The 24355-nt window shown below is 70.8% G+C and carries 26 protein-coding genes and 1 pseudogene; 11 read left to right on the plus strand and 16 right to left on the minus strand.

Features of this window, described 5'->3' with window-relative positions:
- Positions 1 to 78: 78 nt before the first annotated feature.
- Complete coding sequence (locus tag O7627_RS27105) at positions 79 to 681, minus strand: response regulator transcription factor (protein WP_278096297.1); 603 nt, start codon at positions 679 to 681, stop codon at positions 79 to 81.
- Positions 678 to 1829 carry a histidine kinase gene (locus tag O7627_RS27110; protein ID WP_278096298.1) on the minus strand — a complete coding sequence of 384 codons (1152 nt, stop codon included), beginning with the start codon at positions 1827 to 1829 and terminating at the stop codon, positions 678 to 680. The genes O7627_RS27105 and O7627_RS27110 overlap by 4 nt, the downstream gene beginning before the upstream one ends.
- A gap of 199 nt (positions 1830 to 2028) precedes the next feature.
- On the opposite strand from O7627_RS27110, the gene O7627_RS27115 reads away from it, so the two are divergent.
- From O7627_RS27115 to O7627_RS27160, 10 genes are all read left to right on the plus strand, one after another.
- Positions 2029 to 2616, plus strand: a complete 588-nt coding sequence (locus O7627_RS27115; RefSeq protein WP_278096299.1) for a copper chaperone PCu(A)C — start codon at positions 2029 to 2031, stop codon at positions 2614 to 2616.
- Positions 2617 to 2639: 23 nt separating this feature from the next.
- On the plus strand, positions 2640 to 3860 hold the full coding sequence (locus O7627_RS27120; protein WP_278098449.1) for a Dyp-type peroxidase: 1221 nt from the start codon (positions 2640 to 2642) through the stop codon (positions 3858 to 3860).
- Positions 3861 to 3970: 110 nt separating this feature from the next.
- Positions 3971 to 4555: a copper resistance CopC family protein gene (locus tag O7627_RS27125; protein WP_278096300.1), complete on the plus strand. Its 585-nt coding sequence runs from the start codon at positions 3971 to 3973 to the stop codon at positions 4553 to 4555.
- A 121-nt stretch (positions 4556 to 4676) separates the two neighbouring features.
- On the plus strand, positions 4677 to 5585 hold the full coding sequence (locus O7627_RS27130; RefSeq protein WP_278096301.1) for an ABC transporter ATP-binding protein: 909 nt from the start codon (positions 4677 to 4679) through the stop codon (positions 5583 to 5585).
- Positions 5586 to 5595: 10 nt separating this feature from the next.
- The gene (locus O7627_RS27135) at positions 5596 to 6336 is read left to right on the plus strand and encodes an ABC transporter permease (RefSeq protein ID WP_278096302.1); all 741 of its coding nucleotides are present in this window, start codon (positions 5596 to 5598) and stop codon (positions 6334 to 6336) included.
- Between the two features lie 3 nt (positions 6337 to 6339).
- The gene (locus O7627_RS27140; RefSeq protein ID WP_278096303.1) at positions 6340 to 7620 is read left to right on the plus strand and encodes a sensor histidine kinase; all 1281 of its coding nucleotides are present in this window, start codon (positions 6340 to 6342) and stop codon (positions 7618 to 7620) included.
- Positions 7617 to 8246, plus strand: coding sequence for a response regulator transcription factor (locus O7627_RS27145; protein ID WP_278096304.1), 630 nt, complete (start codon positions 7617 to 7619; stop codon positions 8244 to 8246). The genes O7627_RS27140 and O7627_RS27145 overlap by 4 nt, the downstream gene beginning before the upstream one ends.
- An 80-nt stretch (positions 8247 to 8326) precedes the next feature.
- Positions 8327 to 9619, plus strand: a complete 1293-nt coding sequence (locus O7627_RS27150) for a GTP-binding protein (RefSeq protein WP_278096305.1) — start codon at positions 8327 to 8329, stop codon at positions 9617 to 9619.
- Entirely contained in the window at positions 9616 to 9876 is a 261-nt protein-coding gene (locus O7627_RS27155; protein WP_278096306.1) for a type B 50S ribosomal protein L31, read from the plus strand. The genes O7627_RS27150 and O7627_RS27155 overlap by 4 nt, the downstream gene beginning before the upstream one ends.
- Positions 9877 to 9958: 82 nt before the next feature.
- Positions 9959 to 10381 (plus strand): Fur family transcriptional regulator, encoded by a 423-nt coding sequence (locus O7627_RS27160; protein WP_278096307.1) that lies wholly within the window; start codon positions 9959 to 9961, stop codon positions 10379 to 10381.
- A gap of 10 nt (positions 10382 to 10391) precedes the next feature.
- Here the strand turns inward: O7627_RS27160 and O7627_RS27165 are convergent.
- A pseudogene (locus O7627_RS27165) lies at positions 10392 to 10619 on the minus strand (methyltransferase domain-containing protein); the annotation flags it as partial.
- Positions 10620 to 10732: 113 nt separating this feature from the next.
- Positions 10733 to 11971 (minus strand): GTP-binding protein, encoded by a 1239-nt coding sequence (locus tag O7627_RS27170; protein WP_278096308.1) that lies wholly within the window; start codon positions 11969 to 11971, stop codon positions 10733 to 10735.
- Positions 11972 to 12153: 182 nt separating this feature from the next.
- Here O7627_RS27170 and O7627_RS27175 point away from each other — a divergent pair, with 182 nt between their 5' ends.
- Positions 12154 to 12717, plus strand: a complete 564-nt coding sequence (locus O7627_RS27175; protein WP_278096309.1) for a winged helix-turn-helix domain-containing protein — start codon at positions 12154 to 12156, stop codon at positions 12715 to 12717.
- Here the strand turns inward: O7627_RS27175 and O7627_RS27180 are convergent.
- From O7627_RS27180 to O7627_RS27235, 12 genes are all read right to left on the minus strand, one after another.
- Positions 12707 to 13636 carry an anchored repeat-type ABC transporter permease subunit gene (locus O7627_RS27180; protein WP_347404679.1) on the minus strand — a complete coding sequence of 310 codons (930 nt, stop codon included), beginning with the start codon at positions 13634 to 13636 and terminating at the stop codon, positions 12707 to 12709. The two genes, O7627_RS27175 and O7627_RS27180, sit on opposite strands and share 11 nt — an antisense overlap.
- Positions 13636 to 14379, minus strand: a complete 744-nt coding sequence (locus O7627_RS27185) for an anchored repeat-type ABC transporter ATP-binding subunit (protein ID WP_278096310.1) — start codon at positions 14377 to 14379, stop codon at positions 13636 to 13638. The genes O7627_RS27180 and O7627_RS27185 overlap by 1 nt, the downstream gene beginning before the upstream one ends.
- Positions 14376 to 15269, minus strand: a complete 894-nt coding sequence (locus O7627_RS27190) for a choice-of-anchor M domain-containing protein (protein ID WP_278098450.1) — start codon at positions 15267 to 15269, stop codon at positions 14376 to 14378. Before O7627_RS27190 ends, O7627_RS27185 begins: the two co-directional genes overlap by 4 nt.
- Before the next feature lie 56 nt (positions 15270 to 15325).
- Complete coding sequence (locus O7627_RS27195; protein WP_278098451.1) at positions 15326 to 16861, minus strand: anchored repeat ABC transporter, substrate-binding protein; 1536 nt, start codon at positions 16859 to 16861, stop codon at positions 15326 to 15328.
- A 312-nt stretch (positions 16862 to 17173) separates the two neighbouring features.
- Positions 17174 to 17818, minus strand: coding sequence for a choice-of-anchor M domain-containing protein (locus O7627_RS27200; protein WP_278098452.1), 645 nt, complete (start codon positions 17816 to 17818; stop codon positions 17174 to 17176).
- Between the two features lie 5 nt (positions 17819 to 17823).
- The gene (locus O7627_RS27205) at positions 17824 to 18489 is read right to left on the minus strand and encodes a choice-of-anchor M domain-containing protein (protein ID WP_278096311.1); all 666 of its coding nucleotides are present in this window, start codon (positions 18487 to 18489) and stop codon (positions 17824 to 17826) included.
- A 36-nt stretch (positions 18490 to 18525) separates the two neighbouring features.
- The gene (locus O7627_RS27210; RefSeq protein WP_278096312.1) at positions 18526 to 20148 is read right to left on the minus strand and encodes a TIGR03773 family transporter-associated surface protein; all 1623 of its coding nucleotides are present in this window, start codon (positions 20146 to 20148) and stop codon (positions 18526 to 18528) included.
- Between the two features lie 103 nt (positions 20149 to 20251).
- Entirely contained in the window at positions 20252 to 21364 is a 1113-nt protein-coding gene (locus O7627_RS27215) for a DUF916 domain-containing protein (RefSeq protein ID WP_278098453.1), read from the minus strand.
- A gap of 163 nt (positions 21365 to 21527) precedes the next feature.
- Positions 21528 to 23003 (minus strand): choice-of-anchor M domain-containing protein, encoded by a 1476-nt coding sequence (locus O7627_RS27220; protein WP_278096313.1) that lies wholly within the window; start codon positions 23001 to 23003, stop codon positions 21528 to 21530.
- A gap of 71 nt (positions 23004 to 23074) precedes the next feature.
- Positions 23075 to 23242: a 50S ribosomal protein L33 gene (rpmG, locus tag O7627_RS27225; RefSeq protein ID WP_278096314.1), complete on the minus strand. Its 168-nt coding sequence runs from the start codon at positions 23240 to 23242 to the stop codon at positions 23075 to 23077.
- Positions 23242 to 23478 carry a 50S ribosomal protein L28 gene (rpmB, locus tag O7627_RS27230; protein WP_278096315.1) on the minus strand — a complete coding sequence of 79 codons (237 nt, stop codon included), beginning with the start codon at positions 23476 to 23478 and terminating at the stop codon, positions 23242 to 23244. Before rpmB ends, rpmG begins: the two co-directional genes overlap by 1 nt.
- A gap of 120 nt (positions 23479 to 23598) precedes the next feature.
- Positions 23599 to 24348 (minus strand): class I SAM-dependent methyltransferase, encoded by a 750-nt coding sequence (locus tag O7627_RS27235; RefSeq protein WP_278096316.1) that lies wholly within the window; start codon positions 24346 to 24348, stop codon positions 23599 to 23601.
- Between the last annotated feature and the right edge of the window lie 7 nt (positions 24349 to 24355).

Genomic DNA, 24355 nt, shown 5'->3' on the forward strand with positions numbered 1-24355 from the left:
CCGACAGCGCCGGGATCGCGAAGAATCCACACTAATACTCCGGCGGGGATGGTGAAACCCACCGGATCGCGGCCGCGATCAGAGCCAGTCGTGTTCGCGGGCGTAGCGGGCCGCCTCGTGGCGGGTGTGGGTCTGGGTCTTCTGCATCGCGTTGGAGAGGTAGTTGCGGACCGTGCCCGGGGCGAGGTGCAGCCGGGCGGCGATGTCGACGACCGAGTAGCCCGACCCGGTCTCCCGCAGGACGTCGAGCTCACGGTCGGTGAGGGGGCAGTCGTCGACGACGGCGAGCGCGGACACGTCCGGGTCGATCCAGCGCTTGCCGGCGTGCAGGGTGGCGACGACCGAGGTGATGTGGGCCGGCTCGGCCGACTTGCTGACGAAGCCCTGCACGCCGAGCCGCAGCGCCTTGCGCAGGACACCGGGCCGGGCGTGCCGGGTCAGCATGAGGATCACCTGTTCCGGCCGGACCCGGCGGATCTCCGCGACCGCATCCAGGCCGTCGACGCCCGGCATCTCCAGGTCGATGACGAGCACGTCGGGCTGGTGCCGCAGGGTGGCCTCGACGGCCGTCGCGCCGTCGTGCGCCTCGGCGAGGACGGTGATGTCGCCCTCCATCGGCAGCAACGCGGTCAGCGCGGTGCGCAGCAGCGCCTCGTCGTCGGCGAGCACGATGGTGGTCATCGGCCATCCCCCCTCACCGCTGGGGCCGCGCCGGCCCGGACGGGCGGGAAGGTCGCGGCGGTCCGGAACCGTCCCGCCCGCTGTTCCACGGTCAGTTCCCCGCCGTCGCCCGTGACCCGTTGCCGCAACGCGGACAGACCTCGGAGCTCGGCGGGTTCGTCGGAGGTCACGCCGTCGTTGACGATGGTGATGCTCGACTCGGCGAGGGTGATCTGCACCTGGGTGGCCTGCGCGTGCCGCAGGATGTTCGTGGTGGTCTCGCGCAGCACCTGGCCGAGCAGCTGGCTGGCGCGGGCGTCGACCTCGGCTTCGCGGGTCACCCGGACCCGGATGCCGGCCGCCTCGAACAGGTTCCTGGCGTTCTCGATCTCCGCCGAGAGGTTGAGCTGCCGCTGCGCGTACGCGAGTTCCTTGGTCTGGGTGATGGTGTCGCTGACCAGGGCGTACGTCTCATTGAGCTCCTTCTCCGCCTGGCCGGCGTCGGTGCGCAACAGCTTCTGCGCCAGCGCGATCTTCAACTTGACCACGTGCAGGGTGTGGCCCTGGATGTCGTGCAGGTCGCTGGCGAACCGGACCCGTTCCCGCACGACGGCCAGCTCGGCTTCGCGCTCGCGGGTCTGTTCGAGCTCCCGGATCAGGTCGTAGAACCGCTCGCCGACGATCGTCATGACCGTCACCACGATGGTGATCACCGTCGGGACGACGACGTAGCTGGTCAGGACCTCACGTACGTCGTCGGGTTGCACCAGCAGCCGGGCCGCGCCGACCACCGCGACGTACGAGAACAGCCCGGCCACCGCCAGCCCCCGACGCCGCTTCACCTCGCGCAGGGCCAGCGACCCCACGGCGCAGAAGCCCCAGTACGCGTTCGGGCTGCCGGTCACCAGCACCCCCAGCGGCCAGACCGCCGCCGCGACGAGCACGCAGGGCAGCGCCACCCGGGCGAGATCGTTGGCGGTCCACCGCTCGAAGGCCACCAGGGCGGCCGCGGCCCCAGGCGCCAGGATGACGACGTGCCACCAGGTACGTGAGTCGATGAAGAGCAGGATCACCGCGACGATCACGATCGGCGGCAGCGACGTCACGAGATTGAGCCGGCGCAGGCGTCCCTGCGTCGACTCGGTGAAGCGCTCCGATCTTGCGGTCACCACCCCAGTATCCGTCCGTTACCGGCCCCGAACAGTGACACCACGTCACCACCGGCCGGGCGGCGGAGCGCCGGAGTCGTCGAAGGACGCCCCGCCGCGGCACCACCGGTCGCAAGATTCACTGCATCGGCTGGAACCCGGTGCCGTTTCACGACGACCAGTAGTAGTAGCGCTGGACGTGAGAAGCGGAGGAACGCGGATGCGCAGGTCGGTATCAACGGGCAAGCGGGGCTGGGCGGCCACCTTCGCCGTCACCGCGGTGGCGGTGTTCGCCACGGCGGGCTGTGGCGCGACCGACGACACGTCGGGGGCCGCCCCGAGCCCGGTTCCGTCAGCGAGCGCCGACGGCAGCACGTTCATGGTCCGTGATCCGTGGATCAAGGCGGCCGACGAGGGCATGACCGCCGCATTCGGCACCCTGGTCAACAACACCGACGCCGATGTCACCATCACCGGCGTGAGCACCACCGTCTCGCCGATGGAGGTGCACGAGATGGCCATGCAGGACGGCAGGATGGTGATGCGGCCGAAGGCGGACGGCATCACGATCAAGGCCGGCGCGAGTCACGTGCTGGAACCCGGCGGTGACCACTTCATGCTGATGGACCTGAACAGCCCGGTTCGGGCCGGCGACGAGCTGACCTTCACCCTCACCTTCGCCGACGGCGCCACCGCCGAGTTCACGGCGGTGGCGAAGCCGTTCACCGGCGCCGAGGAGAGCTACGACCCGAGTTCGGGCATGCCGATGAGTCCCGGGCCGGGAATGACGATGAGCCCGGCCCCGTGACCGACCACCCCGAGATCCGTCCGGTGAGCAGGCGCCGCCTGCTCACCGGTGGTGCCCTGGGCATCGGCGGCGCGGTCGCCGGAGCCGCGGCCGGTGTCGCCGCGACCGCCGGCCGGCAGTCACCGCCACCGGCACCGGCGCCGGTCGATCCAGGTGCCGCGACCGGCGTCGGCACCGATGTCGTGCCGTTCCACGGTCGGCGGCAGGCCGGCATCGCCACGGAACCGCAGGCACACGCGTCGTTCGTCGCGTTCACCCTGCGACGGGGAGTCGACCGGGCGGCGCTGGGCCGGTTGCTGCGGTTGCTGACCGACGACGCCGCCCGGCTGGCCGAGGGCCGGGCCCCGCTGGCCGACACCGAGCCGGAACTCGCCGTCCTGCCGGCCCGACTCACCATCACCTTCGGGTTCGGTCCCGACCTGTACGCGGCCGCCGGCCGGGACGACCGCCGACCACCGTCGGTCGCCCCGTTGCCCCGCTTCGACATCGACCGGCTGCAGCCGGCCTGGTCCGGCGGTGACCTGCTGCTGCAGATCTGCGCCGACGATCCGCTGACCGTCACCCACGCGCAGCGAATGCTGGTCAAGGACGCCCGGCCGTTCGCCACCGTCCGCTGGGTGCAGCGCGGATTCCGGCGCAGCCGGGGTGCGCAGGCCGACGGGCACACCCAACGCAACGTGATGGGGCAGCTCGACGGCACCGCCAATCCCCGCCCCGGCACCGCCGCCTTCGAACAGTCCGTCTGGGTCGGCGACGGCCCGGACTGGCTGCGCGACGGCAGCACCCTGGTGGTGCGCCGGATCCGCGCCGAGCTGGAGACCTGGGACAAGCTGGGCCGGACCGACAAGGAACTCGCGGTCGGCCGGCGGCTGGACAGCGGGGCGCCGCTGACCGGTCAGCACGAGCAGGACGAGCCCGACTTCTCGGCGCTGAACGAGGCCGGGCTGCCGGTCATGCCGGACTTCGCGCACGTCACCCGGGCCAAGGTCACCGACGACCGGCTCCGGATCCTGCGCCGGCCCTACAACTACGACGGGGCGCCGGACGCCGCCGGGCGGGCGGACAGCGGGCTGATCTTCGCTGCCTATCAGGCCGACATCGCCCGGCAGTACCTGCCGATCCAACGCCGCCTCGCGGAACGGGACCTGCTCAACGACTGGATCACCCCAATCGGCTCCGCCGTCTTCGCCATCCCGCCCGGCTGCGAACCCGACGGCTGGATCGGCGAACAGGTGCTGGGCTGACCGCCTCGGACGCTGAGGAACCGCCCCGGCGCGGCGCAGCGCAGCCCGCCACGGCGCAGAGCCGCCGGGAAGCCCGCCACCGTGCCGGGGACGACAAGGAAGGACGGCAGGTGCGACGCATCGCAATGGGACTGACCGCGTTGGCCGCGCTCGCGCTCACCGCAACGGGTGGCGGGCTGCTGGGCGCCCGGCCGGCAGCCGCGCACGCCCAACTACAGGCCAGCGATCCCCGGGCCGACTCGACCGTGACCACCCAGATCGACCAGATCACCCTCACCTTCAGCGAACTGGTCCGGGGCGACTTCAGCACCGTCGTCGTCACCGGACCGGACGGCGCCCGGCACACCACCGGCCCGCCGGAGGCGGTCGACAAACAGGTACGCCTGCCCGTCGAGCCGGTCCGGTCCGGCGACTACCGGGTCGCCTACCGGGTGGTCTCCGCCGACGGGCACCCGATCCAGGGACAGTTCCGCTTCACCGTCGCGCTGCCGCCGGCGCTGGAGCCCGCCGGCGCACCGACCGGAGCGCCGGCAACCGCCGGTCACCCCTCGATGTCGCCCGCGGTTTCGGCGACGAACAGGCACCCCGGCGGCGGGGTCGGGCGGTGGGCGGCCGGTCTCGCGCTGGCCTGCGCCGGGCTGGCCTGCGCCGGGCTGGTTCTGCTACGGCGACGCCGGCGGCCTGCTGCCCGCTGACTGCCGGGTCGCGGCTGACCCGGCATCCACCGATCGGTTGATCGGCGGACCCATCTCGCCCCTCGCCGGCCGTGGCTGCGTGGTCGATTCGGCCCCGGGCGGTGAACGGCACAGTTCTGGTATGGCAATCATCGAGGTGGAGAACCTCGTCAAACGGTACGGCGACCACACCGTCGTGGACGGGGTGAGCTTCGCGGTCGAGCCGGGCGAGATCTTCGGCATCCTGGGTCCGAACGGGGCCGGCAAGACGACCACAGTCGAGTGCATCGAGGGATTGCGCAGGCCGGACGGCGGGACCATCCGGGTCGGCGGCATCGATCCGCAGCGCGACACCGGCGAGCTGCGGCACCTGCTCGGCGCTCAACTCCAGGAGAGCGAACTCCCCGAGAAGATCACAGTCGGCGAGGCGATGCAGCTCTACAGCTCCTTCTACCGCGCGCCGGTCGACTGGCGCGGGCTGGCCGACACCCTCAACCTCACCGGGAAACTCGGAACCCAGTTCCGCCGGCTCTCCGGCGGGCAGAGGCAGCGGTTGTCGATCGCGCTGGCGCTGGTCGGCAACCCGAAGGTCGCGGTGCTCGACGAGCTCACCACCGGCCTCGATCCGCAGGCGCGCCGCGACGTGTGGGATCTCATCGAGGACATTCGCGACCAGGGCGTCACGATCGTGCTTGTCACGCACTTCATGGCGGAGGCGGAACGGCTCTGTGACCGGCTCGCGGTGATCGACGCCGGCCGTCTCGTCGCCGTCGACTCCCCGGCCGGGCTGGTCGCCAGGGTCGGTGACTGGCAGCGGATCCGGTTCCGGCCGTCCGCGCCGCTGGACCACGCCCTGCTTACCGCGTTGCCGGAGGTCACCTCGGTCGAACGGGCCGGCCGCCAGCTCGTGGTGACCGGCACCGGAAACCTGCTGCTCGCCGTGGCCACCGTGCTCGCCCGCCAGCAGGTCACCGTCGGCGACCTGCGGGTCGAGCAGACCTCGCTGGACGACGCCTTCGTCGCGCTCACCGGCCGCCGCATCGACACCTGAGGAGACCGCCATGTCCGCACTCGCCCGGCTCACCGTCGTCGAGACCAGGCTCTTCTTCCGCGAGCCGATGATCGTGTTCTTCGCGCTCGGGTTCCCGCCGATCCTGCTCGTCATCCTCGGCTCGATCCCGTCGTTCCGGGAGCCCGGGGAGACCCTCGGCGGGCTGCGGGTCATCGACCGGTACGCGCCGATCGTCGTCGCGATGGGCATCGCCCTGTTCGCTCTCAACGCCCTGGCCCAGCTCTTCGCCAGCTACCGCGAGAAGGGTGTGCTGCGCCGCATGCGCACCACTCCGGTCAAGCCGGGGGTGATGCTCGGCGCGCAGCTGCTGATGGCCACCATCCTGTCGGTGGTGACGACGGTTGTCGTACTCGCCACCGGCCGGCTGGTGTTCGACGTGCGGCTACCCAGGCTGCTGCCGGCGTACCTGTTGGGCTTTGTGCTGACCGCATTGGCGATGTTCGCCATCGGTCTGCTCGTCGCCTCGCTCGCGTCGACCGGCAAGAGCGCCGGCGCGATCGGGACGCTGCTGTTCTTTCCGCTCGTCTTCTTCGCCGGCCTCTGGATCCCCCGCGACAGCATGAACGACGTGCTGCGGACGATCAGCGACCTCACCCCGCTCGGTGCCGGCGTGCAGTCCCTTCAGGACGCCACCGCCGGTCACTGGCCGCAGCCGCTGCAGCTGGCTGTCATGCTGGGGTGGACAGTCGTGGCCGGCGGGTTGGCCGCCCGATACTTCCGCTGGGAGTAGGTCGTGAGCATCGAGGCCGAACTGCGCGCGGAGTACGACCGCTGGCAGCGCAGGGAGATCGCCGCCTTCCAGGTCCTCCCGTACTTTCTCCTGGCGATCTGCACCGTCGTCGCGCTGCTGCTGCCGTTCTGGAAGGTGTCGCTGCCCCTGCCGGCGGTGTTGGGGCTCACGCTCGCGACCGCGAGCTGGCTGCTCTGGTTCCATACCCTGCACCGGGGATGGCTCCGCAACGCTGCGCTGACGGGCCTGTACTACACGGTGCTGATGGTGCTGGCCGCCGGCCTGGTGGCGATCGCACCCTGGTACGGCCTCTTCGCGTTCGTCGGCTACCCCCAGGCGTTCCAATACCTGAAAGGCCGGTGGCGGTACGCCGGCGCCGCCGTCACATCCATGATCATGGCGGTGTCATACCTGGGCGGGGTGGCCACCATCATCGCCGGCTTCTGGTGGGCGTGGGCCGCCATCAGCCTGATCAGCACGGTGCTGGCCTGGATCTCCTCGTACTTCGTCGAGCTGGCCGACCAACGCAACCTCAAACAGAAGCAGGCGCTCGCCGAGCTGCACGAGGCCAACCGCAAGCTCGAAGGGGCGCTGCGGGAGAACGCCGGTCTGCACGCACAATTGCTCGTCCAGGCTCGCGAGGCCGGGGTGCTGGACGAGCGGCAACGGATGGCGCGGGAGATCCACGACACCCTGGCCCAGGGCCTGGCCGGCATCCTGACCCAGCTCCAGGCCGCCGAGCAGAAGCCGGACGAGCCCGCGACCTGGCGCCGGCACCTGACGAACGCGATGGACCTGGCCCGGGAGGGCCTGGTCGAGGCCCGCCGGACGGTCCACGCGGTGGAGCCGGAGGTGCTCGCCAAGGCCCGGCTGCCGGACGCGATAAGCGACGTAACCCGGCGCTGGTCGGAGGTGCACCACATCGACGCGGTGCTGACCACCACCGGCGACCCTCGACCGATGCACACCGACGTCGAGGTGACACTGCTGCGGGCCGCGCAGGAGGCGCTCGCCAACGTGGCCAAGCACGCGAACGCCAGCCGGGTCGGCCTGACCCTGTCGTACATGGAGGATCTGGTGACCCTGGACGTACGGGACGACGGTGTGGGTTTCGAGCCCGACGCCAAGCGCGCCAATGGTTCCGCGAACGGCGGGTTCGGGCTGGCCGGCATGCGACAACGGGTGCAGCGCCTCGCGGGTCGGCTCGACATCGAGTCGGAGCCGGGCGGCGGCACCGCGATCTCGGCCACCGTGCCGGCGATACCGGCCGGAGGCGGACAATGATCTCGGTGCTGATCGTCGACGACCACCCGGTGGTCCGGGACGGGTTGCGGGGGATGTTCAGTGCCGACCCGCGGTTCGAGGTGCTCGGCGAGGCCGGTGACGGCGCGGAGGCGATCGCGGTCGCGGACCGATTGCGACCCGACGTGATCCTGATGGATCTGCGGATGCCGCGCATCGACGGCGTCACGGCCATCAGGGAACTGGCCGACCGCGGGGTGCCGGCCAGGGTGCTGGTGCTCACCACCTACGACTCGGATCGCGACGTGCTGCCCGCCATCGAGGCCGGCGCCACCGGCTATCTGCTGAAGGACGCGCCCAGGGAAGAGCTGTTCCGGGCGGTGGAGGCGGCCGCGCGTGGGCAGGCGGTCCTCTCCCCCGCGGTCGCGACCAGGCTGATGGGTCAGATGCGGCAGCCGGCCTCGGAGCCGCTGTCGCAACGTGAGCTGGAGGTGCTGACGCTGATCGCCCAGGGCTCGACCAACCGCGAGGCCGCCCGACAGCTGTTCATCAGCGAGGCCACCGTCAAGACCCACCTACTGCACGCGTACGCGAAGCTAGGGGTCAACGACCGGGCGGCGGCCGTCGCGGCCGCCTTCCACCGCGGCTACCTGACCCCACCCAGCTGACGCCTCCGACACGGCATTCGCTTCACCAGCCAGGTTGGCATATAATGACAATCGTTTTCAGGTTGATGGAGAGGATCTCGATGTCGGCACCACAGGCCACACCCCATGCGGTGACAGCCGATACTGGCTCCCGCCCGTCACTGACCGTGCTGTCCGGGTTCTGGCCGGCGGCGACCTTCGCCGTCGCCCGGACCATGCTCGCGGCCGACCCGTCGCTGCTGCTGGTACGGCACGACCTGGCCGGGATCCGGGACGGGGTCGTCCGTCGGGTGGTCCGTTCCGGCGCCGGGATCGTCGAGGACGTACGAATCGAGCTGAGACACGGCTGCGCCTCCTGCACCCTGCGCGAGGACGTGCTGCCCACCCTGGTCCGGCTCACCCGCAGCCAGCCCGGCCGGGACCTGGTGCTGATGCTGCCCGAGGTGGTGGAACCCGAGGCGGTCGCCGCCGCCTGCACCCACTGCCTGGTCGACGGCGCACCGATCACCGAACTCATCCGCATCGACTCCTATGTCACCGTCGTCGACGCCGAACACCTGCTCGACGGCCTGGCCAGCACAGACGACCTCACCGAACTCGGCATCCAGGCCGCCGAGGACGACCACCGCGCGCTCGCAGACGTGGTGGTCCGCCAGATCGAGTACGCCGACACCCTGGTGCTGTGGGGGCAGTCCCGGGAGGGCGCCTTCGACACCGGCCGGCTGTCGGTCCTGCTGCGGCGGATGGCGCCGTGGGCGACCCAGCTCCGCCTCGACGGAGACCTCGTCGACGCCAGCGCACTGACCCGCCAACTGCGCCGCACCCGTCGACACCGGCCGGAGACTCCGGGGGTGCTCGTCCGGGGTCTGCGGGGCTATCCGCTGGGCACGCACGCCCCGGAGCCCGACTGCGGAGTCGTCTCCGCCGTCTTCCGCGCCCGCCGCCCGTTCCATCCGCAGCGCCTGCACGACGTACTCGAAGACGTCAACGCCGAGATGGTCCGCTCGCGCGGCCATCTCTGGCTGGCCAGCCAACCCGACACCGTGGTGGCCTGGGAGTTCGCCGGCGGCGGTCTGGGCATGGGGTCGCTCGGACACTGGCTGGTCAGCCTGCCCACCGACCGCTGGGAACAGGTCGACGACCATCGCCGGCTCGCCGCCGCGATGGAGTGGGACCCCTACTACGGCGACCGGCACCAGCACCTGGTCTTCATCGGCCTCGACTTCGACCCCGCCGAACTGGACCGCACCCTCACCAGCTGCCTGCTCACCGACGCCGAACTCGCCGACGGCGAGCAGACCTGGCGCACCTATCCCGACCCCTTCGCCGGTTGTTTCCCCCTGCATCCGGAGGAACTGACCGACGCTGACCCCGAAGGAGCACGACCCGCATGAAGCCCGGAATCCACCCCGAGTACCGACCCGTCGTCTACCGCGACAAGGGCGCAGACTTCGCCTTCCTGACCCGATCCACCGCCACCAGCAGGCAGACGATCGAGTGGACCGACGGCAACACCTACCCGGTGATCGACGTCCAGATCTCGTCAGCCAGCCACCCGTTCTGGACCGGCACGCAGCGCGTGCTCGACACCGCCGGCCGGATCGAGAAGTTCCGCAACAAGTACGCCCGGCGCGGACCCCAGGGCGGATGAACGCCGAGGCTCTCGGCGCACCGCGACGACCTGTTCCGGCTCTTCGCCCGCGGCGTGCACCTCGGCGTACGACCCTGAGCCCGTGACCACGCCACTCGTGCCGGACGAGCAGCTACGGGCCGCGGGGCTGACAGCCACCGCACAGCGCCGGGCCGTCCTGACACTGGTGATCGGACACTCCCGCCCGCTCACCGCCCGGGAGGTACACGCCGAACTCAACCGCACCGTCCGGCACATCGGCCTGACCACCGTCTACCGTGTGCTGCACAGGCTCGCCGACGCGGGCCTGCTGCACACGTTCGACCTGGACGGACAACGCTCCTACCGCCACTGCGGCGCAGCACCCCACCAGCATCTGATCTGCACCCGGTGCGACCTGGTGATCGAGTGCCCACCCGACATCGTGACGAGTTGGCTCAGCGGCCTGCAGCAACACACCGGCTTCAGCCCGCACCCCGACCGACTCGACATCCGGGGTACCTGCGCGGCCTGCGCCGACAGGTAGGAACGGGCCGGACCCGTACGTCGACATGAGCCAGACCGGCCTGGGCGACGTCTCGGGCGGTGAGCGCCACCATGGTCGGCGCGAGGTCGATGCCGATGACATGGCCCGTAGACCCGGTGGCCTCCGCCGCGGGGAACAGGACGGCTCCCCGGCCGCAGCCGACATCAAGCACCCGGTCGCCCGGCCGAATGCCGGCCCGGCGAACCAGTTCATCGCCGGACGGCCCGAAGAAGGGCACGCCGGTCCGGTCGTAGCTCGCGGCGGCCTGCTCGAAACACCGCGACGGTTGTTTCCCGGTCGCGGCGCCCTCGCCTCGGGCCGCGTCGTCGTTCTCCGCAGTCAGCGACATCGTCAGACCGCAACCGGCTCGGGGTGGTCGTGGTCCTGGTCGTGCAGATCGCCGAGGTCCCACTCGGGGAACGGGTCGGGCAGTCTCCGCCAGGCGTCCTGTCCGGCGGCGCACTCGCTTTCGGTGAGCAGGCAGCCGCCCAACGCCGCCCGCAGGCCGTCACCGTCCAGGCCGATGCCGATGAGCACGAGTTCCTGCTGCCGGTCACCGAAGACGGGATGCCAGCGAGACTCCAGTTCGGCGCGTTCCTCGGAATCCGGCGGCCACTGCCCGGACACCACGACGGGCACGCCGACCGGGTCACAGCGCCCCGACGGGCCGGCCTGTGACCAGAGGGCCTGCACATCCGGGCGGCTGGCCAGCCACAGGAACCCCTTGGAACGCACCACACCGAACGCGTCGAGGCCGGCCGCCAGCAGCTCCCACAGCCGCTGCGGGTGGAACGGCCGGTGGTCGCGGAACACGATGCTGGAGATGCCGTACTCCTCGGTCTCCGGCACGTGCCCCCCGTTTAGTTCGGTGACCCAGCCCGGCGCGGTCTCGGCGCGTTCGAGGTCGAACCGGCCGGTGTGCAGGATCTCCACCGGAGCCACCCGGCCGTGCACGGCGCGGACCTGCCGGGCGGCCGGATTGAGGCGGGTCAGCAGCGCCTCCACCACCGTCAGGTCGGTCGGAGCGATCAGGTCGGTCTTGTTGACCACCAACACGTCAGCGAACTCGATCTGGTCGACGAGCAGGTCGGCGATCCCCCGGTCATCCCCTTCGTACGCCGCCAGGCCACGGGCCTCCAGGGTCTCGCCCGCCTCGATCATGGCCAGCAGACCCGCCGCGTCGACGACGCTGACGCAGGTGTCCAGCCGGGCCAGGTCGTCGAGCACCTGCCCGTCCTCGACACCGAAGGCGAAGGTGGCGGCCACCGGCATCGGCTCGGAGATGCCGCTCGACTCGATCAGCAGGTAATCGAATCGGCCCTGCCGTGCCAGCCGGCTCACCTCCTGCAGCAGGTCATCGCGGAGGGTGCAGCAGATGCAGCCGTTGGTCAGCTCGACCAGTCGCTCGTCGGTCCGCGACAGCGCCCCACCGTCGCGGACCAGCGCGGCGTCGATGTTGACCTCACTCATGTCGTTGACGATCACCGCCACCCGCAGACCGTCCCGGTTGGCGAGGACGTGATTGAGCAGGCTGGTCTTGCCGGCACCGAGGAAGCCGGAGAGCACGGTCACCGGCAGCCGACCGGTCACGGCTGATCCGCCAACCGGCGGCCCTCGTACAGACCACGGTTCGGTTCGTCCACAAGATCTCCTTCACGAGAGGTCAGCCAACACCTTAACGCTATCGGTTGTCATTTCCGATAGCGACCCGGTTCCGTCACCAACGACGGCAGACCCTCGACTTATATGAAAATGGTTGTCATTATTGGTCCATGACCTCTGCAGCCCTCAGCCTTGCTCCGCCCTCGAACGACCCACGATCGGCGCGCGACAGCCCAGCCACGTTGGTCGTCTCGCTGCGGCTGCGACTCGACGACCCGGACGATCCGGGGGCGGCCCGGGTCGTCGAGCTGCTGCAACAACTCACCGGCGGCCTGGCCCCCGTCATCGAAACCACCGTCGAACCCCAATCCACCGACCCACCGGCGCTACGCATACTTCCGGACTCGCGGACCGTGTACCGCGGCTCCGCCGAGATCCAACTCACCCGCAGAGAGTTCGACCTGCTCCTCTGCCTGGCAGATCATCCCCAGCAGGTCCTGTCGCGGGCCCAGCTGATCTCCCAGGCATGGGGACACCCATACACCGGCCACCGCAGCGTGGACGTGCACATCCGCCGCCTCCGCGTCAAGGTCGGCCTACCGATCATCCGCACGGTCCACGGTGTCGGTTATCGCCTCGACGACGACGTATCGGTCCTGGTACAACGGCTCGCCCCGCACCGGGGCGCGACCGGCAGACGAGAAGGACGCGGTGGGGCACCAGCTATGCGCTGACTCCGCCGCCGCCAGCGTCCACGGGCGCGCTGATGGCCCCGCCCGTGCCAATCGCCACCGTTCCCCGATCTCGGCGCCAGCGTCTGGCGAGCAGTCCGTGCCGGGGGGCGAGCAACCAGGCGGTCAGGAAAAGCGCCGTGGCGACCAGTACGATGGTGCCGCCGACCGGGGTGTCGTAGCTCCAGGACAGGTAGAGCCCGACCAGCGCGGAGCCGCCGCCCATCAGCGGGGCGAGCAGCATCATCACGCCGAGCTGATCAGTCAGCAGGCGGGCGGCGGCGGCCGGGGTGATCAGCAGCGCCAGCACCAGGATGTTCCCGATGGTCTGCAGGGAGATCACCACGGCGAGGGTGACCAGGACGTAGAGCAGGATGTCCAGCCAGAAGACCGGCAGGCCGACCGCCCGGGACATCTCCCGGTCCAGGCTCACCGAGACCAGCTCCTTGTGCAGGAGGAACACCAGGCCGAGGATGACCAGGCCGGTGATGCCGACAACGTAGAGGTCCTCGTCCGGGATGCCGGTGATCGAGCCGAACAGGAACTGTTGCAGTGAGCCCGCATACCCAGGCGCCCGGGAGATGATCACGATGCCGAGGGCGAAGGAGGCGACCAGGAAGACGCCGATCAGCGAGTCCTCCCGGACCCGCCGGTTCTGGGCGAAGATCGCGACCAGCAGCGCGGTGGCGATGCCGGCGACCGCGCCGCCGAGCACCAGGCTGCCCTGCAGGACGAACGCCACCGCCAGCCCCGGGAAGACCGCGTGGGCGACGGCGTCGCCGATGAAGGCCATCCCGCGCAGCACGACGTAACAGCCGACCACGCCGCAGACCACGCTGGACATCACGGCGATCGCCAGCGCCTTGGGCAGGAAGGCCAGATCGGGGTTGGTCAGGTCGGTGAGGAAATCGGTGATCGACATCAGGCCGCCGTCAGGATCTTCAGCAGCGGAGACCGGTCACCCACACCGAACGTACGCATCCACACCTCGGGATCGCGCAGCTCGTCCGGTCGGCCCTCGGCGACGACGCCGCCGTTGAGCAGCACCAGGCGGGAGCAGGAACTCATCGCCGCGACCAGGTCGTGGGTGGTGAGCAACAGTGCCCGCCCTTCGCCGGCCAGGCCGGTGAAGAGGTCGTCCAGCAGCTCCTGGGTGGGCAGGTCCAGCCCGGTGAAGGGCTCGTCGAGCAGCAGGATGCGTGGCGCCACCGCCAGCGCCCTGGCCACCAGCACCCGCTGGCGCTGACCGCCGGAGAGTTCCCCCACCGGCCGGCGGCGCAGCGCGCCGAGGCCGACCCGGTCGATCGCCTCCCCGACCGCCCGCCAGTCCGCCACGCCCGGCCGGCGCAGGAATCCGATCCGGCCGGTCCGGCCGGTCAGCACCGCCTGCTCGACGGAGATCGGGAAGTCCCAGGCGAACTCGTGTCGCTGCGGCACATACCCGATCGACGCCCGACCCGGTCGGCCCGGCCGTCCGTCGAGCAGAATCCGGCCGGTCCGAACCCGGGTCAGCGACAGGATGGCGCGCAGCAGGGTCGTCTTGCCCGCCCCGTTGGGACCGAGCAGCCCGACCAGTTCGCCCTCGTCGACATGCAACCCCACGTCCCGCAGCACCGGCCGGCCGCCGAGGTCCACGTTGAGCCCTTCGACTGCCAACGACCTCATACGCCGTCCCCCCGCGCCGCGTCCGATTCGGCCCGGCGCTTCACGCTGCGGCCGTGCAACAACACCCCGATGAGAGCGATCGCGAGCAGGACCGCGACCACGGCGGCCCCGGCGACCAGCATCGTCCGCGAACCGCCGTCGGTGTCCTCTCCGGTCGCGGCCGGGGTGTCGGCCGGTGGCGTACCGCCCGCTGGCGTCGCGAGCTCGTCGGGGCGCGCGGCGAACGCCGCCTCGGTGTCGGTCGCGTCACCGACCGCGAACCGCAGCAGCCGGCTGTCGGAGACCTTCTCACCGGTGATCAGATCGGCCGAGACCCGGACCGTCACCAGGTAGACGCCGGGCTCGCTGAAGACCCAGTTCGCGTGGGTGTGGGTGTTCACGTCCACCCAGACCGGCTGCTCGGCGCTCTCGGTGGAGCGCCACAGTACCTCCGGCGGGGAGAGGTTGCCGGACTGGAGGAACATCGTCACGGTGCCGGGACCGCGCACGCCGAGCAGGCTCAGCGTGGCACCCCGGTCGATGGTCGCCAACACCTGCGGATCCTGGGTGTTCCACCCGACCCAGACCACATCCTGGTTCTGGGTCTGCGGCACCACATGCACCCGCCGACCCGCCTCCAGATCGAGGAAGGCGTACGCCGGGTCGTCCGGAACCTCCTGCAGGGCGGCGTCGGTCACCTGCAGCACGGTCTCGTCCGGGCTGCGCCACACGGGCGCCGCCGCGTCGTCGTGGATCAGCAGCCGCCACTGCCCGTCGACGTACCGGGGACCGATGTCCACGTGGCCCGTCCGGAGCACCGCCCGGCCGGTGGCGACGGGCTGGCCGGGGGCGATCGACTGGTCCAGGTCCGGGTCCGGGTCCTGAGCGAGGGCCGACCCGCCCGATGTCATCACCAGCGCCCCGATCGTCCCGGCGACCAGGGCAGCCCACCACTGCCGGCCTGTCGTCATCTGGTTTTCTCCCGCTTCGGTCCGGTCAGGCAGGTGCGGAGCGACTCCGCGTTGAACCGCATCATCTCGACATAGCTGGTCACGTCATCGTCGAAGGCGTCTCCGTAGATGGCGCAGATTTGCAGGCCCTCTTCCCTGGCCACCTCGGTGAGCGTCGAGGACCGTGCCGCCAGGTTGGGCTCCAGGAACACCGCCGGGATGTCGAGGTTGCGGACGGTCTCGGTGAGCCGGCGGCGGTCGGCCAGGCTCGGTTCCGTGGCCGGATTCGGTGTGACGAAGCCGGAGATCTGCACGCCGTACGCGGCCCCGAGGTAGCCGAAGGCGTCGTGTGTGGTGACCAGATGACGCCGGGACTGGGGGATCCGCGCGATCGTCTCGCGGACGAAGCCGTCAAGGCGCTCCAGCTCCGCGATGTAGCCGGTCGCGTTGGAACGGTACGCGGCGGCCCCCGCCGGGTCGATCTCGATCAGCGTGTCGCGGATCAGCTCCACATAGGAGATGGCGTTACGGACGTTCTGCCACAGGTGCGGGTCGATCTCACCGTGCACGTGCTTGCCCAGCACCGCCTGTGGCAGCTGGTACACCTGGGTGCCGGACCGGCCGAGGAACCGGAACCTGCGGTCACCGGGCACCTCGAGCAGCGCCTTGTTCGGCACCTCGATGACGGTGCGCGCCGGATCGTGCACCTCCTGGTTCGTCTCACCGCCGCCGTGCGGGTCGGCGAACAGGTAGAGCTGCCCGGCGTCCATGTCGACGGTGAGGTCGGCGTGCCCGGAGTTGAGCACGGTGGCGCCGGACATGCCGGGCACCGAATGCGGGTCGACGCCGACCGCGAAGGTGAAGGTCTGCTCGCCCATCGGCACGGGCCGGTCCTGCGGGGTGACCGCGAGCTGCGCCCGCATCGTCAGCCGGTAGCTTCCCGGTTCGGTGAACGCCCAGCTCATGTGGGTGTGCGCGTCCGGAGGCAGCAGCGCGGTGTCGTCCCGGTAGCCGTCGGCCGGGTCGAAGCCGTCGGCCGAGTTGACGTAGAAGGACGGATTCCCGAACGCCTCGGTCAGGTACGCGACCATCGTCCCGGGTCCGGCGACCGCGGTGGCACTGAGCAGCACGTCGGACGCCCGGGTGGCACCGTGTGCCGCGCCGGTGCCGCGTACCCGCATGCCTAGCCAGATGGTGTCCAGCGAGACGTTCTCCACCAGCGGAATGATCTCGGCGGCGTACTTCACCGCCCCTTCGGCGAGCGAGATGTTCGGCACCCCGTCGCGCAGGTTGGCGTCCAGTGCCTTGATGACGGCGTGCTCCTCCAGCAGCAGGTAGTTGCTGAACGCCACGTCGGCGTAGACCACGTCACGCACATCCCGCAGCGACGGCTCGTAGCTGTGCGGGTCGGCCCCATCGGGAACCAGCGAGCTGACGTTGACCCGGTCACCGCCCACCTGCCGTACCAGGTCCTGGAGTATCCCGGTGGTGGTGATCACCTGGACCCGCCCGTCGTGCGCGGTCAACGCGGGTTGCGCGTAGCAGCCCGTCATCAGAAGCGCGACCAGTGACGGCAGCACGACCAGCACCCGTTGCGGTCGTGGCCGCCGATGGGGCCGGGTCGGGCCGGCGACCGGGGCCGCGTCCCGACGATGGCATGCGGTGGGCATACCCGGACCCCTCCCCTGTCTCCTACCGCTCTTGTCTGACGGGCGGGACGATATCATGCAAATGAAAACGGTTGTCAAGTAGTCGTCCGTCACATCGGTCGACTGACGATCTGGGTGGAATCCGGCGTACCCGGCCCGAAACCGCGGCCGGCGTGACCACGCCTCGGGGGCGGCGGGTCACACCGGCCGCGGCGCTCAGGGCAGGACCTCGAAGGTGAAGGTCTGCGGACCCGAGGTGATGGTGGCCCCGGTACTGGCCAGCCTGGCGGTCACCGTGAAGGTGACCGCGTAGCTGCCGGCCGCGTCGAAGCCCCAGTTCGGATGGGCGTGGGCGTTCCGGTTGACGTTGAGGCTGTCCGGCAGCCCGTTCCCGCTGTCGAAGAGCACCGTCGGAGTCCCGCCGGAAACGGTGTAGACGCTGAATCCGCCGGGACCGCTGACGCTCGTCAGGTTGAACGTCACCCGGTTGTTCTGCAGTTGCCCGCTGGGCACCTCGGTGGTGTTCCAGCCGGCCCAGAGCAGACCGGCGGTGTTGCTCTGCGGCAACACCCAGGCCTGCCCGCCCGTACCCAGGAAGGACCAGGCGGCACCCGCCGGGACGGTCACCTTCGCGGCCGCCGGCACCTGGAAGGTGACGTCGGCCGGCGGCAGTTCGGTCCCGGCGGCGTCCAACACGCTGACGGTGAGCACGCCACCGGCGTAGTCGACGTCGAGCACGTCAACGTGTCCGCTGGTGAGCACCACCGGAGCCGCCTGGGCGGGGCCGACCGTGCCGGCCACCAGCAGCGCGGCCACCATCGTGGCACCGGCCAGGTGACGGAGCCGGAATCGGGTGCCGATACCGGTCATGGCAGGACCACGAAGCGCAGGTGTGCCGGCTCGGACGAGACGGTGGCACCGGTGTCGGCCAGTGTCCCGGTGGCCTTCACCGTGACCTGGTAGACGCCGGCCCGGTCGAACGCCCAGTTGAGGTGCAGGTGGTTACCGGCGGCCAGGGCGATGGTGTCCGGCAGGCCGTCGCCGCTGTCGGCCAGCACGTTGGGCAGGCCTACCGCGTTCTCGGTGTAGAGGGCCACCTGGCCGGAGCCGATGACCTTCTGCACCCGCAGGTTGACCGTGTCGTCCTGGAAGACGCCGTCGGCGATCTCCTCGGTGGCGATGCCGGCCCAAAGCAGGTCCGGGTTCTCGATCTCGGGCAGGATCCAGACCGGTGCCCCGGGAGCGCCGAGGAAACCGAACGCGGGATCGCCCGGCACGGTCGTCTTCGCCTGCCGCTTGACCACGAAGATCACGTCGTCGTGGTCACGGTGGACACCGGGCTCGACGGTGTCGTCGTGGACGCCGAGCTCGAGTTCGCCGTCCTCGAATTCCACCTCGACCGCGTCGACGTGGCCAACACTGAGCAGGACCGGCGGGGTGTAGGTGCCGGTCGCCTGGGCCGGCACCGCCGACACGATCAGCGCCGCCGCGGTGGCACCCGCGGCCAGCATGAGACGGGTGGTGATACGCACGAAAGGTTCTCCTCCCAACGGTCCGGGTTGGACCGACTAACGAAAACGATAGTCGTTTTCATCTCTATCCGGAAGGGGCTCTGTCCACGTCTGTCGCCGCCGGGAGATAAGCAGCAGCAACAGACCAGTGCTGACCAGCAGCAGACCACCGCCGACCACTGGGATCACCCAGGACGTACCGGTCCGGGGAAGTGGGCCACCGTTCCTGTCCCCGCCGTTGCCGTTGCCGGATCCGGGGCCGAAGCCGGCGTTCGGGTCGGTGCCGCCGCCGACCGCCACCGCGAGGGTGCGGGTGTCGGTGACCTTCTTGCCGGCCTTGGTGGTGCCGGTCATCTCGACCGCCAACCGGTAGATGCCCGCCCTGGTGAAGGCCCAGTTGCCATGGGCGTGGGTGTTCGGCGGAATGCTCAGCTGCTGGGGCAGCTTCTCCGCCGAATCGAACAGCACCTCGGGCTTACCGAACGAGCCGGTCAGGAAGAGTTTGAACTGGCCCGGCCCGCTGACTCCCTTGAGGGTCCAGGTGACCGCGCCGCTCGTGCCGTTGATCACCGACTCGTGCTGCGTGTTCCACCCGGGCCAGACGATTCCCGACTGCTGCGCCTGCGGCAACAGCCAGACGGTCTCCCCCTGATCGCCCAGGAACGCGTAGTCCGGGCCGGCCGGCACCGAAATCTTCGCCTGGTCCACCACGTGCAGCACCGTGTCGGCCAGCTCGCGCCAGACCGCCGGACTCACCGTGTCGTCCTTGATCCGGATCGTCCAGCTGTCACCCGACATCACCGGGCCCATGTCCACGTGGCCGTCGGCGATCACCTTCCGGGAACCGGACTGTGCCGTCTTCGCCAGCGGTGCCGCCTCCGGCGGCGGAGCGGCCTCGGGGGCGGGTGCGGCCTCGGGCGCCACGAGCACCTGACTCCGGGCGGCCGCATTGTCCGATCTCTGTGTTGGGGGCTCGGCGGGCACCGCCGGTGCCTGCGGCGGCACCGCGCTCGACGGCGTGATCTCCGGTACCCGCACCTGATACGTTGCCTCGGCAGCCGCCACCCGGCCCAAGCCGAGGGTGGCGGACGCCGCGAACGTCAGCCGGTACTCGCCGGCGGCGGTGAAGACCCAGACCACCTCGGTCCGACCACCGGCCGGCATCCGTACGCTGTCCGGCAGTCCGGCGGCTGAGCCGATCAACGGCTTCGGAACGCCCAGGCCGGACAGGGTGTAGGCGGCAAAGGAGCCCGGCCCTGTCGTCTCACGCAGCGTCAAGGTGACCGCGTCGTCAACCACGGCACCGCGCGGGACGCCGGTCGCGTCCAACGCCGGGAATGCCCGGTCGCCGCTGGTGAGCGACCAGACCGGCTGGCCAGGTGAGCCGAGGAAGCTGAACTCGGGGGTCGCCGGTACCCGCCCGGCCAGCCCGCCCTCGGGTCCGAGCAGCACGTCAGCCGGCTCATGGCCCGCCTCGCCCCGGGCCGCCTGCCCGGCGTCGCGGATCCGCAGCGACAGCGCACCGTCCGCGATCACCGAGACCGCCATCAGGTCCGCGCCGGCGGCCCGCAGCGCCGCCGGCTCGGCCTGAGCGGGCGCGGCGCCTGTCACCACGGCGAGGACCGCCAGCGCGACCCCGGCCGCGACGGTCCGCCGGACGTTGGTCCTCGGTTTCCTCATCGTTCCCCCAAGCCGACCCGACGGCTGGTCGCCGTCGGTCGGGTCATCTCGACACAGGTAATGGCGTACTTCCCGGGACTTCGGCGCCGACCGGCCGGCGATCTCACCGCGGGACCTTTCCGTTCGGGGTCGCCGGCTCCGGATCACCGTCAGCCGGCTCCTCGCCTGGATCGACCTTGCCCGCGCTGGCGGCGGCCTCCGCGCGTCCCTCGGCCCGGGCGGCGATCACTGCCCGCGCCAGGTCCCGGGCCGCCCGGCGACGCCGCCGCCGGCGCATCAACAGGTACGACCAGACGGCAGCGGCGAGCACTACCAGCAGCGCCAGCTGGAGCCACGGCACCGCCCAGACGCCCGCCTCCGCGGTTACCGGCACCGGCGCCGGATCGAGCACCTGGTCACCGACGGCGGCCGGCCGCACCTGCGCCGTCACGGCCAGGCGGAACAACGGCGGTACGCCCCGGACTCGTACGGTGACCGCGAGTTCGTTGCCGGGCAGGATCTCCGGCAGGGCATCGGTCCGCTCCGTCCGGCGGGCCAGCCCGACCGGACCGGCGACCCGCAGGGACGGCTCCCCGGTGAGCCGGACGTTGCCGGTGTTGCGAACGGTGAAGGTGGCCGTCACCCTCCCGCCAGTGAACGGGTTGGCCGCCGAGTCGTGGCGTACCCGAAGGTCTGTGATGGTGAACTCGGGCCGCAACTCGCCGGTGACCCGCAGGTAGATCCGGGCCCCGACCCGGTGGTCGACCGCGACCTGGTTGCCCTGCGCGTCGGCGCCGGCGGCGGCGAGCGCGGCGACGATGCCGCCCGCGTGATCGCCCGGTGTGGCGTTCTCGGGCACCACGATCCGGAACGGGATGTCCAGCCGGGAGGTGGACGGGACGGTGACGGTCCGGGTGGCGAACTGGACCCAGGAGCCGACGTCGGTGGGCGCCCGGTCGCCAGCGAGCAGGTCGAACCCGCCCTGCGCGGTGGTGAAGGCGTCGCTGGCGTAGACCGCCAGGGTGAGCGGCTGGCTGGAGTGGTTGGTGACCGCGACGTAGTCGGTGAGCGTGGCACCGGGGTCGAGCTTGTAGTCGAACGCGGACCGCCCGGTCGGTCCCTTCGGACTCGACGGCGCCACGCCCCAGGTGACGGCGCCCGGCTGTTGGGCCGCCGCCGCGTGCGCCGGTGACGGGCCGAGCAGGGCCGCCGGTACGCCGGGGACGGCCAGGAGCATGGCGACGAGGGCGGTCGCGGCGCGCGGACGGGCGGCGTCGACCAGGCGGGTGGATTCGGACAGGCGCATGACGACTGGGGGTCCGTTCGGTTGGATCGGTGGTGCGGAGGGCAGTGTGGACGGACCGCCGGTCGGCGGCCCGTCCACAGCCGGTTGGTCGCCGTCAGATGGCGGTCAGGGTGAGCGTCGCGGTGTAGGTGCCCGCGGCGGTCTCGGTGGGCAGGCTGAGCGCCAGTCCGGCGGAAAGCTGGGCGGTCCCCCGCCCGGCTCCGTTCGGTGCCGACGCCAGCAGGTTGCTGGTCGCCAGCCCGGTGCCCGGGGTGCCGACCAAGTACGGTGCCACCGGCGGCCCGGCGACCGCGCCCTGCCCGGTCCCCTGGCTGGTGACCTGCGGGGTCCAGCCGAGGAAGCTGCTGCTGAAGCTCTGCCCCCCGGAGCTGGTGAAGTCGCCGGGGATCTGGCCCGACACACTCCAACCCGGCTGTCCGGCGCGGGTGTCGGTGACCGTCACCGGGCGCAGCTCACCGTTGCTCTCCCACCGGTCGCCGCCGGTCGAGAGCTGGGCCGGCGGCAGCACCACGGAGCGGTCGTCCGGGTTGACGCTGACCACCAGCGCGCCCTGGCTCTCGTCGATGGTGGCGGTGATCGTCTGGGACGGCCCGACCGGATCCGGCGGGAAGGCCACCCAGAGCGAGACCGGCTCGCTCGCCGCGACGACGTTGTGGTCGTCGTCGTAGAGCTTGGCGACGTACTCGCAGGCGTTCAGCTCCCGGGTCGCGGTGAAGCTGTAGCTCGCACCCGCCTCCCCGGGTACGACGGCGAAGTCGTCCGCCCCCTGGCACCTGCTGAACCAGTGGTAGTGGTCCAGCTCGGTCTGCGGCGACTGCACCGCGTTCAGGGTCACCGTGTCGCCGGGCTGGTACTCGTCGGCCATCCCGGAGATCGACAGGCTGACGTCCGGTCCGGTCGCCGGCAGTTCGCCGACCACGAACGTGTAGTCGACCGGGCCGGTGGTCAACGCCGTACCGTTGGTGAGCGTGGCGTCGGCCTGGAACTTCAGCGTGTAGCTGCCCTCCGCGCTGAAGGCCCAGCTCGCGTGTGCGTGGGTGTGCACCGGTACGTCGATGGCGTCCGGCAGGCCGTCGTCGCTGCGGAACCTGATCAGCGGGTCGCCGAACGCGTTGACCCCGAACAGCGTGACGTTGCCCGGGCCGTCGACGCCGACCAGGCTGAGCTTGACCTTGTCGCCGGTGAACACGCCCGAGTTGAGGGTGGTGGTGTTCCAACCCGGCCAGAGCAGGTCCGGATCCTGGGTCTGCGGCAGCACCCAGACGGTGGCGCCGACCGCGCCGAGGAAGCTGTAGCGCGGATCGGCCGGCACCTCGATGGCGGCCTGCGGCAGCACCTGGAACGTCACGTCCGCCGGGTCGCGGATGACGGCCGGGCTGACCGTGTCGTCATGCACCTTCAGCGACAACTCGCCGTCGGCGTAGTGCACGTCCACCGCGTCGGTGTGCCCCTTGGTGAGCACCACCCGGTCCTGCGCCGAGGCAGCCGGCGGAGCCAGCACGACGCCGGCCAGTAACACCGCCCCGGCAAGCGCGGACCCGAATGTTCGGGCCCTGGTTCTGTTATTCATTCCTCCCCTTTCATCCATTTTCGACAATCAGTGGCCAACACGCCTGTCGGTTGCTCGCGGGCTGCGCGCGGTCAGCGCTCCTCGCGGAAGTCGACGTGTCGGCGGACCAGTGGGTCGTACTTGCGCAGCACCAGCCGGTCCGGGTCGTTGCGCCGGTTCTTCCTGGTCACGTACGTGTAGCCGGTACCAGCGGTGCTACGCAGCTTGACGATCGGGCGGACGTCGGTCTGCCGGGCCATCAGACCTTCACCCCGCGGGTCCGCATCTCGGCCACGACCTTCTCGATTCCCTTGCGGTCGATGGTCCGCAGCGCCTTCGTCGTCAGCCGCAGGGTGATCCAGCGCCGCTGGGACGGCAGCCAGTAGCGGTGGCTCTGCAGGTTGGGGTTCCACCGGCGGCGGGTCCGCCGGTGGGAGTGCGAGACGGCATTGCCGAAGCCGGGGGCGGCGCCGGTGACATCACATCGTCTGGACATGGAAGTTCCTCCTTCACGCCAGACTATAATGACAACGGTTTTCATTAAAGTCGAGAGGTGTCCCGCTGTGATCTCGGTGGCCACCCGCCCTCACCCGCCAGCCGGGCGGCCGCCCCACGGTCAGCTACCGGGCATCCGCTCCACCGACACGGTCGCCCGGACGACCCCGGATTCCCCGACCTCAGCGGCGAACCCGGCCCTCGTCAGCTCGGCGAGCAGGGCGACCGGGGAGACCACGTGCCAGCGATAGTTGACGGTCTGCTCTCGCAGTACGGCATTCCGTTCGTCAAGGGTGCGATAGCGCATCCGCCAGCGGACCGCGTCCGGCCCCGCCGGGTAGGCTCCGCCGCTGCCCTGGTACGTGTACCGGCCGATCCGGATCGAGGCGAACGGACTGTCGGGGATGACGGTCGGCACCTCCGGGGGCTGGATGTTGACCACGAGCGGCGCCCCGGGGACCAGCCGCTGACGGATCCGCGCCCAGAACCGGATCCGCTCCGCCGGCGCGAGGTGACCGATCATGTTCATCGCCAGCAACGCGCCGACGCGGCCCGGCAGATCGATCGAGAGCGCGTCCGCTTCGAGCACGCTCACCCGCTGACGAAGGTCCGCGTCACCCGCGACCCGGGCCAGCAGCACGGCGCGCAGCATCGCCGACGGCTCCGCGGCCAGGACCTCGGCGTCAGCAGCCATCCCCGCCAGCACCTCGGTGCCCAGCCCGGTGCCCGCGCCAACCTCGACGAGCGGCCCGGCGTCAGGCCGCGCCCCCCGCAGCGCGGTGGCCGCCGGCGCCCGCAGCACCTGCCACGCATCGAGACTCAGGACGTGCAGGTACTCGCCGGAGACCGCGTAGTCATCATGAAAGACCATGCGGCCA

Source organism: Solwaraspora sp. WMMD1047 (genome assembly GCF_029626155.1).
In the GTDB taxonomy this organism is placed as follows: domain Bacteria; phylum Actinomycetota; class Actinomycetes; order Mycobacteriales; family Micromonosporaceae; genus WMMD1047.